General features: G+C 70.6%; 5 protein-coding genes and 1 pseudogene. 1 reads left to right on the top strand and 5 read right to left on the bottom strand.

Going from position 1 to position 12,610, the window contains the following annotated elements; genetic code table 11:
- Positions 1 to 52 precede the first annotated feature (52 nt).
- The 4 genes and pseudogenes from JOE68_RS27110 to JOE68_RS27090 all read right to left on the bottom strand — a co-directional run bounded on the left by JOE68_RS27110 (position 53) and on the right by JOE68_RS27090 (position 8,980).
- Positions 53 to 1,177: a TIGR02679 domain-containing protein gene (locus tag JOE68_RS27110; RefSeq protein ID WP_204845212.1), complete on the bottom strand. Its 1,125-nt coding sequence runs from the start codon at positions 1,175 to 1,177 to the stop codon at positions 53 to 55.
- 113 nt (positions 1,178 to 1,290) lie between these two features.
- Positions 1,291 to 6,249: an SbcC/MukB-like Walker B domain-containing protein gene (locus JOE68_RS27105; protein ID WP_204845211.1), complete on the bottom strand. Its 4,959-nt coding sequence runs from the start codon at positions 6,247 to 6,249 to the stop codon at positions 1,291 to 1,293.
- Positions 6,246 to 7,496: a DUF2398 family protein gene (locus JOE68_RS27100; protein WP_204845210.1), complete on the bottom strand. Its 1,251-nt coding sequence runs from the start codon at positions 7,494 to 7,496 to the stop codon at positions 6,246 to 6,248. Before JOE68_RS27100 ends, JOE68_RS27105 begins: the two co-directional genes overlap by 4 nt.
- Positions 7,493 to 8,980 (bottom strand): annotated as a pseudogene (locus tag JOE68_RS27090) (DUF2397 family protein). Before JOE68_RS27090 ends, JOE68_RS27100 begins: the two are co-directional and overlap by 4 nt.
- A 785-nt stretch (positions 8,981 to 9,765) precedes the next feature.
- Between JOE68_RS27090 and JOE68_RS27085 the strand changes: the two are divergent.
- A complete protein-coding gene (locus JOE68_RS27085) occupies positions 9,766 to 11,793 on the top strand; it encodes a NucA/NucB deoxyribonuclease domain-containing protein (protein ID WP_204845207.1) in 2,028 nt (675 codons plus the stop codon).
- A 345-nt stretch (positions 11,794 to 12,138) separates the two neighbouring features.
- On the opposite strand, the gene JOE68_RS27080 is transcribed toward JOE68_RS27085, so the two are convergent.
- Complete coding sequence (locus JOE68_RS27080; RefSeq protein WP_204845206.1) at positions 12,139 to 12,543, bottom strand: ATP-binding protein; 405 nt, start codon at positions 12,541 to 12,543, stop codon at positions 12,139 to 12,141.
- Between the last annotated feature and the right edge of the window lie 67 nt (positions 12,544 to 12,610).

The raw sequence follows: 12,610 nt of genomic DNA, 5'->3' as shown, positions 1-12,610 counted from the left end.
GGAGGTCCGCGTCCCCTGATCACGGATGTCCGACAAAACGGGTCGGGCGCACTCAAGTCGAGTGCGCACGTGGATCGGACTGATCCGTAAGCAGCTCTCCCAGCACGGCGTCGTGTTCCTGGTACACGACGCGTCCTGAGACGGCGATGGCATCCCGGAGTTCGGGGGCGAGCCAGTCGGCAGGTTCACCGAACGGTACGGCGGACGGCTTCGCCCCGGCGTGCCGGACGACGTCCGCCGACATGGCGACCAGCGCGGCTCCGTACGTCGCCGCGACCTGCCCGGCGATGCGCAGGCCAGGGCCGTCCAGGTCTCCCGCGTAGCGCAAGGCAACGCCCTGGTCGACGGCGAGTTGGAGCAAAGCGTGGTCAACGCTGCCGAGGTGGCCGCTGGTGCATGCGAAGGCGAGCGGGCTTCGGTGGCGCATCGCGGCTTCGAGGACGGAAGGGTTCTCCACAACGGTGAGCACCTGGGGAGCCAGCGCAGGTGGGTGCACGGTCAGGTCCAGCAGCGTGATTGCCACCGGCGTGGTCGCGTCGCGCAGGCGGCGGTCCACCGGGCCGTCGCCGATCACTCGAACTTGGTGCAACAGGACCGTTGAGGACAACCGGTCGGCGAGGATGCCCACCTCGGTCAGCAGAGCTCGGATCGAATCGGGACGTGTCGGTTCGGGCTTGCCGGTCCACTCCGCGACCGCGCTCACGAGCCGTGCGCCGGCGAGACGGTCGAGGTCGAAGTAGTGGGGGTCACCCGCATGGTCATGGGACAACTTGGCCAGGCTGATCGGCGGATCGCACGGCAGTGCGGAGACGGTCTTCGCCAGCGCGTCGGCGAAGCGCCGGACTGACGCTTCGTCGTCGGTCCCCGCGGCGCGCATCCGCGCGGCCAGACCGGGCAGGGTGGGCAGCTTCGCCTCGACTTCGGCCCAGAGGTCACGCCGTTGGGCGAGGTTTTCCCGTCGCAGGGCCGCCGAGTCGATCACCGGACGCCCCACGGCCAACTCGACCAGGGCGACCAACTGGTCGGTCCCCACCCCGAGAACGGTCAACACCTGGCGTAACGGCACCACTGCCACGCCGTCCCGGAGTTCCACCGCCGATTTGTCGCGTCGACGGCGCGTGGTGGTGTCCAACCACGCCCTGAGCAGCGCTATCCCGTTGGTCGACAGACTTTCCACGCGAACCCCTGCGATGGCTGCGGGTTGAGAGCCCGAGCACAGCCTCCTGTGCACGGCCTCCCACAGCGGAGCAAGGTCCTGGTCGCGTGCCAGGTCGTCCAGTCGTACGGGCATCAGTCGTCGCTCCCGTCGAGGGCCAAGTCGAGGGTCAGCACTTCCGGCTCGCCCTGTCCCTCCCACAGCCACGGCACGGTGACGCGGCGCTTGCCCGCGGTGACGACCTGGTGGACCACGACCCGACCCGTTTCCTTCTTGATCATGGGGGTGATGAACGGTGCGGTCGCCAGCACGTCGAACCCCCAGGACCGGAGGAGGGCGAGCACCTGCCGGAGGTTCGGCTCGTCGAACGCGGCGTCGATCTCGTCGATCGACACCCACCGCGGTCCCCGGTAGTCCGCTCCGGAGTACATGGACCACGCCGCCGCGAGGAGGGGCAACATGGTCGCCAACCGCCGCTCGCCGGTGGACAAGGTCTCCAGCGGGTTGGAGCGCGCGGTCACCTCGCGGAACCTCCCTCGGTCCTGGTCGCTGAAGGAGGAGTGCGTGACGAAGATCTTCCAGTCGTGCCACGAGCGGTAGTCGAAGGTGTGCGCGACGCGGTCCTTCCACGAGTCGCCCGCCTTCTCGTTCATCCGTTGGCGCAACACGGTGTACATGTCCTCGAAGATCTCATCCGACTGCGGCTGCGAGATCAACTCGACCATGCGCCGGGCGTCCTCGTCCTCCCGGACGATCCAGTCGACCTGCACGCCGACCTCGGCCACACCGGTGCGCACCTCGGCCAGAGTGCCGCGGATGTGGCGAACCAGCTCCTGGGCCGCCTCCCGGCGAACCAGGATGTCGCGCCGGAGTTGCGTGAACAGACCCGTCTTCAAGGTGCGCTTCACGTCGTCCCGCAGGTCATCCTCCAGCTGCGTCGCCGTCGCTTCCAGTTTCCCGACGGCAGCGTGGAGGTCTTCACCCCGGTCAGCTCCGGGGGCGGCCACCACGGCACGGCGCCACTCGGTGCCCTCGACGCTCTCGAGCACGACTTGGCGGTCGAACCGCGCCAACGCGCTGCTGGTCGTGCGGGCACTCGTCTCCAGCTGGGAGAGCGCCTGGGCGCGTGCCCGGCGAAGCGCCTCCAACCGGTCGGCTCCTCCGGTGTGGTCGGTCAGCAGCCGTCGTGCCCAGGTGAGAGCCGCGGTGAGGTGTGCGGGCTTGCCCGAGGCGTCCCTGAGGTCGTCCGGCACGGAGGCGAAGCGCTCCTCGACGAGCCGACCGAGTTGTCGCACGCACCCATCGCGTCGTCTCTCGGCGGCCTCGCGTTGGGGCGCGATGCCATCGAGGGTCGCCTGTGCTGCAGCGGCGACTTCCCCGGCCTCCTGGCCGTGCTTGAGCACCCTGGAGTGCTCCTCCTTCGCTCCGGTCAGCTCGGTAACGACCTGTTCCCTGGCAGACCGCAATTGCTCGTATTCGGCGCCGTGCAGTTCCCGCGCCTCGGCGACGGCGGAGGCTTCGCGGATCGCGGTGAGCCTGGCCTCCTCCGCCTCGGCCCGTGACCTGGCGGCGATGCCGGCGCGTTGACGAGCCACGTCGGCCAAGGCACGTGCTTGACGGGACAGGTCGGCGGCGCGTTTGGCGGCCTGTCGCCACAGCTCCACCTGGTGCCCCAGGCGGGTGACGGTGGTGCCGTGCTCCCGGAGAAGCGTTCGTTCAGTGGGCAGCAACGTCCCGTCAGGCAGCGTGGCCGCATGGTTCAGCCAACGCAGGGCCTTCCGCACCGCCTCCCCGGCTTCTCGGTGGCGTTCCGCGGCTGGAATGACCAGTGCGGTCGCGCGACGCAACTCCTCCTCGCGGCGGTCCTCATCGGTGTGCGCACGCCGGACGTCTTCCGAATCGGGGAACGACGCGCGTTCGGCATCCGCCTCCCGCTGTGCTTCGGTCGCCTCGCTCAGTGCTGTGGCCGTCTCGGCTGCTGCCGCTCGGCGTTCCTCCGCTACCCGTGCCGCCTCGTCGGATTTGGAACGTGCCCGGACGGCGATCTCCTCGGCATGACGGAACTGCTGCTCGGCACTGGCGACGCGGGAGACCCGCTTCGTCGCCGCCGCGTCCAGCAGGGCGAGCACCCGGTCCCGCTCCCGCTCCGCCTCGGTGGTGCGTTCCGCTGCCCGGTGCCGTGCCTCGTCCGCTTCGGCACGGAGCCGTTCTGCTTCCCGGCGCGCATTCAAGAGCGCGGTCGGTTCGGGGAACGCGTCGCGTTCCACCGTCGCCGCGAGGACGTCCGCCTCCCGCTCCGACACCTCCTCCTCGGCCGCGCCAACCACCGCCGCGGCGCGGGCCAGTTCTGCTTCCAGGTCGGCGACCAGCCTCAGGCGCCTGCGCTCGCGGGTCGTGCGGCCGATGAATTCCGCGCGGTACCCCGCAGGTGCGGCGGCGGTCAGGGCACCTGCGGCGATGATGCCGTGCTCGACCGCCTGGGGAGCCGGTATCGACCGGAGCAGCGCGGTGACCCGGTCCGGGGGAACGCCGGGGGAGGGTTCAAGGCGCAACAGGTCGGCCAGCGTGCGTCCCGACGCCGGTACGCCGGCGGTGAGGACCAGGTCGCCTGCCAGTGCCGAACCGTCCTGCGCCACGAGCGCGTCCAGCAGGCCGGAGACCAGGAGTGCACCCTCCAGCCGGTCCGCCTCGTCGGGTGACAAATCCTCGGCGAAGTCCACCAGGGCCCACAGCGGTACGCCTTGGTCCGTCCGGCGACCACGCCACGGGGGCGCCGTCGGAACCGGAGCCGCCCTCCGGGCATCGGCGAGTGCGCCCTCGACCTCGTCAACCGCGTCCCGGGCGCTCGTGACTGCCCGCCGAGCGGCGTCGACGAGGAGCTCCAGCTCTGTCTTCACCTGCGCGTGCGCTTGCACCACCGCGATCCGGACGGAGGCCGGGTCGACGTCCACGGCGGGTTCGGGGAGGGGGATGGTGGTCAGGAAGCGCGCGGCACGGCGCCACCGGTGGATCTCCTCCACCCAACTCGTTGCGGCCCACCCGGCGGCTGCGTCGGCTTCGCGAGCGGCTTGCTCGGCGATGTCCAGCTGGTGTCGTGCGGCGGCCGTCTCCTGCGTGCACCTCTCGGCCGCCGAGTCGCGTCGGCGCCCGTCCTCCGCCTCCTCGGCCTGGTTTTCCTCGTGCACCGCCAAGAGCGCCGCCGTGGTCTCCCCGACTGCTTCCTCGGCCCTCCGCTGCTCCTCGCGCGCGACGCCGAGCGACTGCTCGGCCTGATCCCGCAGAGCCGCGGCGGTGTCGGCGGCGCGGTGCCGTCCCGCCACGTCGATCCGGCTGCGGACCAGGCTCGCAGTCGACGAGAGCCAGGCTTCAACGCGGTCCGGTGCCAGGCGCTCGCCAACCGAATCGCGTGACTCGACCAGGTCGGCGGGCACGTCGTCGAAGTGCGTGACCCGTGCTTCCCAGGCGGCGACCTCCTCGACCAGGCGTTCCTCGGCCGCCTGGCGCACCAGGGTCGAGTCCTCCGCGCGGTGCCGGGCCTCGGTCTCGTCCTGTTCGAGCCGACGGAGGTCCTGGGCGGCCGAGCGCTCGTCACGTTGGGCGTCCGCGTGCACTTGGAGCGCTCCGTCAGCGCGAGCGACCTGCTCGGTGCGCGCGGCCGCCCACGCCAGTGGAGTGGCGCACGTCTGCTGGAGCTCGACCGCCGACGGTTCGTGCTCGCCGGCCGACGTCAGCAGGTCAGCGACCTCGAAGAGCCTGTCGAGCGCGGCGCCGGCTCCCACCTCGCGGGATGCGGAGCGCATTTCGTCGGACAGCTCTGCGAGGTGGACCGCCCCTTCCGCGGCGCTCGACGCGGCCACGCTGGACTGCTCGGCTGCGCTCCGGGCGTCGCGCTCGGCTTCGTCGGCTCGGCCTTCAGCTCGAACGGCCTCCTGTGCCAGTTCCGTCGCCCTGCGTTCCATGTGCGGGAGTTCGGCCCCGGCGTGATCGCGCAGCGCGGTGTCCGCCGCATCCCGCCGACCTTCGAGCGCGGAGATGTGGGCGTTCAGGTCCTTGAGCCGCTCCGCGGCCTCGTCCTGCTCGCGGCGGGCCGCGTCGAGCTTCGCGGTGGCCTCCCGGGTCCGGCGCGTCTGGGCGTCGAAGTCCGTGTTGGCCGCCGCGAGCTGCGCCGCCTCCACCGCGACCAGCGCCGAGACGTACCGCTGGTACCGCCTGTCGGTGGCGGTCAGCTGCTTGGCCTCGTCGCGCATGTCGACCAATTGCGTCTCCAGTTCGGAGATGCGTTCCATGGCTTCGCCGATGACGGTCAGGCGGTCCGGGTCCAAGGCGGGCAAGGCTTCGGTGAGGACGGCGCGCATCTGGGCCGGGGGGATGGCTTCCGCGGTGCGCAGGCTCCGCAGGCTGCGCAGGACGCCCATGAGCGCTTCGAACCGGACTTCGTCCAGCGGGGCGAACAGGCGGGTGCGCACCGCGTGGCGATAACCGGGTTCGTCACCGACCGCCGCCAAGTGTCCCGAAGCCTTCGACCTCAGCGGGGCGGCCGACGTGAACAACTCGCCACCGGCCGTGGCGAGTTGGGCAGCCAGGTCCTCGATGCGGACGGGGTTCCCCTCCCGCTCCAGCACGAGTTGTGGGCCGACACGAGCAGGCGCGATGAAGAAGGCCCGTTGCAGGTTCCCACCGACCGAACGCAGCCACAGCCCGGTGGTCAGGTAGGTCGTCTCCGAGCTGTCCGCATCCCGCATTCCGTATTCGAGCCACCACGTGCCCGTGCGGTCCTCACGTTCGTTGCGGTCGGTGTGCCTGCTGGTCAGCGTGCCTGCCGCCTTGCCGGACACGGACAGGGCGGTCTGCGAGGTGTCGGCGTCCAGGAGGAGCGTGACCAGCATGGACGCCGTCAGCGACTTGCCGGACCCGTTCGGGCCGGTCAGGGTCATCCAGCCGTCGGCGAACACCAGGACTTCGTTGGACCAGGCCCAGGAGTTGACCACACCGGCACGGGACGGTTGCCAACGGCCGTCAACGCCCGGCACACCGACGGAGGGCAGGTCGCGCACAGCTCCCAACCGCGTCGCCGGGTACTCCGTGGTGCTCATCGATCGCTGTGCTCCTCGGTGTTCGGTGTAGTGGCGCGCCGGACCACGACCCGCCAGAAGTGGACACCGGGTGTGGGCTGCCAGGTGTCCTGCCGCACCGGTACGAGCAACCCGACGGCGACGAGTTCCGCGGCCGCCGCCCTCGCCAGCACGCGCAGGCGGTGGTCGTAGGCGGCTGCCCAGCGCGGCAAGGTCGTCCTCACCCGCTCGAACAACTCGACCACCTCGGAGATGTGCAGCTCGCGTTGTGGTTCGGCACGCCGGTTCACCGCTTCCAGCAGGGCGAGCGCCGCCTGTCGCTCGTTCCGCCGCCCGTTGGGGAAGTCGATCGACGTGCCGATGCCGGTGGCATCGGTGACCTCCCACCAGTCGCGCCGAGCCGTTGTGGTGAACCCCAGGGACGCGGTGACCTCGAGAGCCCGGTCGCGGCCGGCAGGTGTGTGCAGGTACGGCATCGCGGCCCGGTCGTCGAGCGGGTCGGTGGCGGGATCGTCGACCAGGCGGCGGATGGCCAGCAATCGCCGGTCGTCGACGGTCGGTTCGTCCACGGGGGCGGAGTCGTCGACCAGGACGCTCGACGACAGGGCATCGGCATGCCGGGCCACCAGCAGTTCCTCCAAGCCGAGGAGGGCGGGGGACAGCGCCGAGAACTTCTGCGCCAACCTCTCCCGTGACGCGGTGACCACCAGATCGCTCTCGTCCTCGCCGATCACGCGGTCGAGATCCGCGTCCACGGAGATCGACCCCTCGTTCTCCAGGAGCTTGAGGGCGTCGACGAGGTTGATCCGGCTGGTCCGCGCCTCCTTCTTCCCCGTGCCGTCGGAGGCGACGATCTTGAAGTGGGGCAGCTGCCCGGTCGGCGCTTCAGCGGCGCACACCTGGGCAATGGCCTGCATCAACTCGCGCAGGCTCATCCGCGGCCTGCGCCACAGCTGTTCGCACACGAGCGCGACCAGTACGAGCACGTCCTTCGAAGCCAGGTGCGCATCACGGCCGTCACGGCGCAACCACGGTCCCCGGTCGGCCGGCACGTCGGTGCGACGTTTGTGGAGGCGGACCAGTTCAGCGGACTCGACGACCTCCAGGGTCCAGCCGAGCTCGGTGCGGAAGAATTCGGTCAGGTCGCGGCGCCCCCGCACGGCGGCCCGGTAGAGCTCCACGTCGCGCTCGGCCAGGATGCGACCGGTGGCGATCAACTTGCGCGCGGGCTCCCCGAGTTCGGGAGCCAGGGCACGAGCGCTGCTCATGCCGCACCGCCCTTGCGCTCGGTATCGGGACCGGTCCCGACGTCGGCGGACGGGATGACGCGCACGCGAACATCGGGGGTGGTCAGCACCCCGTCGGAGAATCGGACGCGGACCACCCTCCCCGGGACCCCGATCCTCACCAGAACCTGCAGGTTCGCGCTGTCCGCATAGGCTCGTCCGAGGCCGGTGACGGGGTCCAACCGGGTCAGCGCGACCTCGATGGTGCGCATCAGGACCGAGACCGCGTCGGCGGCGAGCCCGGCGAAGTGGTCCAGCCCGACCTCACCACCGGTCTCCAACAAGGCGGTCAACCGTTGCCGACGCACGGCTTGCTCCGCGGCGTCCTTCAGCGCGGCCTCGCGCTCCTTGCTCGTGTCCGCCACCTTGCGCGGTCATCCACTGGGTGGTCCGTGGCGCTCGTGCTCCCGCAGCGTCACCTCGACGAGGTGCCTGGTGCGGCTGCCCGCCGCCAACGTCCCGTGCGCCACGTCCTCCTCGGTCGCTCGCGCCACGGCGTGCCACGCGGGCCAGTCCCCGAACGCGGCGGCGTGCACACGCCGGGCCTCGACGTCGGTCGGCTGCCCGTGGAGGCTCCGTGCCAGGACCCGGAAGTCGTGCCCGAGGTCGGATCCCCTCCGGCGGGCCGTGTAGCGGCGGTCGATCGCCACGAGCAGCGTGTGCACGGCTCCCGTCGCCGAGGCGATCAACCGGTGCACTGTGCCGTCGGGGTGGAACCACGACTCCAGGTCGGCGAGCCGCCGCACCCTGTCCTCCACCCAGCTCTGCTGATCGGCGGCGTCGATCAGACCGGCGTGGCCGACCGCGGCCTCCACCAGGGCGTGATGGCCCGCTGCCCGCAAATCCCCCAGAGCCGCTTTCACTCGCTGCAGCGCCCGTTCGTACTCGCGAGGGAACTGCCGCAACGCCTCGACGACCCGGTCCCGATTCTCACCGAACACATCGTCATCGGTGACGTCGGACTGCACCATCTGGGCGAGTGCCGCGTAGAAGTCGGCGGTCACCTTCTGCAGTTCGTCGACCCGTGTCCGCGCGTCGTCCAAGTCCACCGGGAGCAAGCCCGGATCGCTGTCCGCGTGCGCCAGCAATCCGCGGATCGTGCTCTCGACCCCGTCGAGGAGCCTGCTGGGCAGTTGCAGTGCTCGCCGCGCGTCGACGATCGCGAGTCGCACCGCGGCGACGATCCCCCTGCCCTTGCGGGTGAGCGCCCACGATTCCTGTCGGACGACCACCCCTTGGAAACTGCGGACCGGCGCCGCGTAGTCCCGGAAGGGCTCGGCGAATCCCCATCTGGCGAGTTGGTCGAGCGCCGAACGCAACTCACCCTCGGGCAGGGGGTCGTGGTAGCCGACATCCTTGGCCTGATCGGCGATTTCGGCCAGAGTGGACATGGGGCCGCGAGTGGACAACTCCTCCAGCGCGGCCAACAGGGCGGTGTACCGCTCGCGCACCAGGTCGTCGGGCATGGCGAACGCCGTCCAGTCGCTCGCCTCGACCTCCTGCCACCACCGCCGCGGCTCGCGCACCGCTCCCCCTCCGACTGCTTCACCGCATCATTTCCGCATAAATGCGGCCACATGGGCTGTTCGGCCCGCTTGCCGCCGAGCACGGCCCGGCCACCATAGCCCAGGCGTCAGCGTCATGCACACGTCGAATTCGTGCCCTGTCCGTCGGTTGATTCCCGAAAAAGTCGTGCTCGTCATGTTCCGATCCGGCTCCTTCTGCGATCAGCGGTCGACCATTCCACCGATTTTCACCTGCGAGATGAGTTCCACGACGGCTGTGCAGGCGCCGAGCCGGCGGGCCGGGTGCGTGATCACCGGACCGCGTTCGGCACAGCCGGGCCGCGCGCACCCCCAGCCCGTCGGGGTACTTCTTCGGTGGTGCCACGGACGACTCCCCCAAGCCCACCACTGGCCTGAATCATGGATCGCCCGTCCAGGTCCGAAGCCGAATGGGGGTGCTCCTCGCGCCGCGTCACCTCCGCACTTTTGCTGCGACGCAGAGTGCTCGCACGACTACGATCAGGATTTGCGGCGTCACCCGGTCGCATTCGGATCCACAGGAGTGATCCATGATCTCCGATCAGCGAAGCTCGGCACGGCGGGTCGCTCGGCGGTCCCGGACCGCGCTCGTCATGGCGGTGGCGGTTCTGGTGGGAACCTGTGGCGTCGCGACCGCGCAAGCGGGCTCGACGCCGTATGCGTGGACACCGACCGATCAGCCGAACGCCACCGTGGTGCCGGGCGGGATGCGCTCGGACCGGGAGGCGGTCCCGGCCGGGTTCAGCGACGAGGAGGCGGACCTGGCGGAGACCTTGGAGGCGGCATCGCGCGCCCCCGGCCGGCCCGCGCGGGCCGATGCCGAGTGCCAGGTGTACTGGCCGTCGCCCTACCCGGTGTGCGGTGCGATCCGGGACAAGTACAACGAGCTCGGCGGCCCGGCCAGCTTCCTGTCGTTCCCGAACTCCCACGAGCTGACAAACCCCGACGGGGTCGGCAAGCGCACCGAGTTCGTCAACGGGCCGATCTACTGGTCCCCGCAGGGCGGCGCGCACCCGGTGGTCAACCACTTCTTCGCGGCGTGGGCCCGCAACGGCTGGGAGGCCGGACCGATCGGCTACCCCACGTCGGACGAGATCGTGAACCCCGACGGTGTCGGCCGCCGCCAGCACTTCGAATCCGGTGACATCTACTGGAAGCTGAACGAGGCGTACGCCGTGCGCGGCGCGATCCGCGACAAGTGGGCCGAAGGCGGATGGGAGGCCGGCTACCTGGGCTACCCCGCATCCGACGAGTTCGCCACGCCGGACGGGATCGGCAGGGGCGCCAGGTTCGAGCACGGAATGATCTACTGGACCGCCGCGTACGGGGCGCATCCGGTCAGTGGCGGGCTGCTGGCCAAGTGGGAGCTGTCCGGCTACGAGAAGGGCCCCTACGGGTACCCGGTCGCCGACCGGCAGCCGCGTGGGTCGTCCTGGGACCAGGACTTCCAGTTCGGGACGATGGGGTTCCCGACCGATCCGGTCGCGGCCGTCGACCCCGACGACGGGGACGCGGACCCGACCGTGGACGACCGGATCCCGGTGACGTGGGCGGACTTCGCCGCCGACGCCGGCACCGAGGGCGCCGGCAGACCCGTGGTCCAGGACGGGCCCGGTGTGCTGGAGCCCTGCACCCCGGGCGAGTCCTGCATGCACGACGGCGCGACGGCGGTCACCAACGACGACCCGTCGGACGACCCGATCATCGACGGCCCCGACACGCAGGCGACGTTCATCTCCCCGCTGTGCCTCGACCAGCCGTGGGACGGGCAGTGGCGCACGGTGCGCAAGCACGCGTGCATGATCTGGAAGGGCCTGGACGTCGATGTGATCGACCCCAAGGGCGTTGACATCGGGTCGATCCCCTTCACCGTGAAGACCGGCGTTCTGACATCGCACAAGTCGGGCGAGTTCCAGCAGGAGTTCCGCGTCGACTTCCACGGCCTGACGGGTAAGACGGGCAAGCCGACGTTCCGGTACGAGCTGACCTACAACAACGCGCCTGCCGGGTCGTACAGCGTCGACGGGGCCGACAACGGGTCACTGATCAAGTCGGGCCAGTCGAAGGTCATCGTCGTGAAGTGGAAGCAACAGGCGATGGCCGACCAGTCGCTGGAGTACCCGGTCGTCAACATCGCGTGGAGCTTCGGGAACCTGGATCCCGGGGTCACCCCCGGCCGGCAGCGGGGCAACATCCGGGTCGCCAACGTGCGGTGCGATTCCACGATGAAGCTGTCCAACGGGAAATTCCGCCAGGGGTGCGTGTTCCCCGGTGTGACACCCGAGTTCAAGCTGACGTCCGTCACCTCCGAGCAGACCTGGCACGTCGCCGAGGCGATCGCATCCGGTCTTCCCGGCTCTGCCGGCAGACCTCTTCACCGACAGGCCGACAAAGTCAAGCGGGACATCAACCGTCAGCACTCCTGCCCCCGCAAGGGCACGGTCGCCGACGCCCGACGCCTGTCCGGCCGACAATGCGACGAGTACCCGTTCGCGTCCAGCTACGAGGGCGCAACCGCCCATCCCGACCTGGGCCGCACCGTTCACGCCAACTGCAACGTCAAGGATCTGCCAATCACCACCGGCCCTGACGGGTACAGCGTCTGCATGATCGACGCGAAGCAGAACACGCACAGCGGCAGCCTGCTGGGCAAGTTCTACGGCGAGGAACGCGTCGTAGACCAGGACAAGTTCAGCCTGGCGACAACAGGCGGGGCACCGCCTGGCGTCCCGTAGCGCTCGGAGCCGCTGCGCGCAACGGGAGGGGCCCGCGGGCCGCAGGGTCCGCGGGCCCCTCCCTCCGTGTCGTGCGCGGCGGGCCGCCTCCAGCCGCGACCGGGTCGGCCCGCGGGGCGCTCCCCCGCGCGGTGACGACCCGGGCGCTCGCGGCACGCCCCGTGGTGGCCGCCACCGCGTCGTCTCTACCGGAGTCGACCAGCACCGTCACCCCAGGCGGCGTGGGCGGGCGCGTGTCCGGCAGACCGTCGGGCAGCGCGGGGTCGACGGCCCGGTCACCGGTACGACCGACCGCGCGACCGCAGCCAAGGGCTGCGCGTGGCGGACCCCATCCGCGGACCGCAGTCACACCGCGGCGAATCGCACCTTGACCCACACGGTCGTGCGGTCCTCCATCGAGACGACGCCCCACTGCTCGCTCAGCGCCTCGACTATCGACAGCCCAGCCGCCGGCACCCAACCGGCGGTGCTGCGCGGGGCGCGGTTGCGGACCCTGATCGTGGAGATCCCGGTATGGCGGTCCAGCACCAGCTCCACCACGTAGCGCGGCTGACCGTAGCGCCGCGCGTTGTCCAGCAGCTCGCCGACGACCAGCTCGACCCGCAGCACGTCGTGATCGGGCCGGCCGGCCATGCTCTCACGCAGCCACAGCCGGATCCGCTCCCGCGAGAGTGCCCTGTCGTCCCGGATCACCAGGAGGGCCGTGTCACAGCCGGCGTCGAAGCCGGCGGTGTCGTCACCGGCGCTCATCGTCGGCTCCGGCTCGCCCCGGGGTGGCCGGGGCACGCGGTGACGGGGTCTCGGAGCACGCCCCGAG

Source organism: Saccharothrix algeriensis, assembly GCF_016907655.1.
Classification (GTDB): Bacteria; Actinomycetota; Actinomycetes; order Mycobacteriales; family Pseudonocardiaceae; genus Actinosynnema; species Actinosynnema algeriense.
This window is presented reverse-complemented; position numbering and strand designations above follow the sequence as displayed.

Coding starts and splice junctions, on each gene's coding strand:
- JOE68_RS27105 (WP_204845211.1), bottom strand. CDS start 6,249: ATGAGCACCACGGAGTACCCGGCGACGCGGTTGGGAGCTGTGCGCGAC.
- JOE68_RS27100 (WP_204845210.1), bottom strand. CDS start 7,496: ATGAGCAGCGCTCGTGCCCTGGCTCCCGAACTCGGGGAGCCCGCGCGC.
- JOE68_RS27085 (WP_204845207.1), top strand. CDS start 9,766: ATGCGCTCGGACCGGGAGGCGGTCCCGGCCGGGTTCAGCGACGAGGAG.
- JOE68_RS27080 (WP_204845206.1), bottom strand. CDS start 12,543: ATGAGCGCCGGTGACGACACCGCCGGCTTCGACGCCGGCTGTGACACG.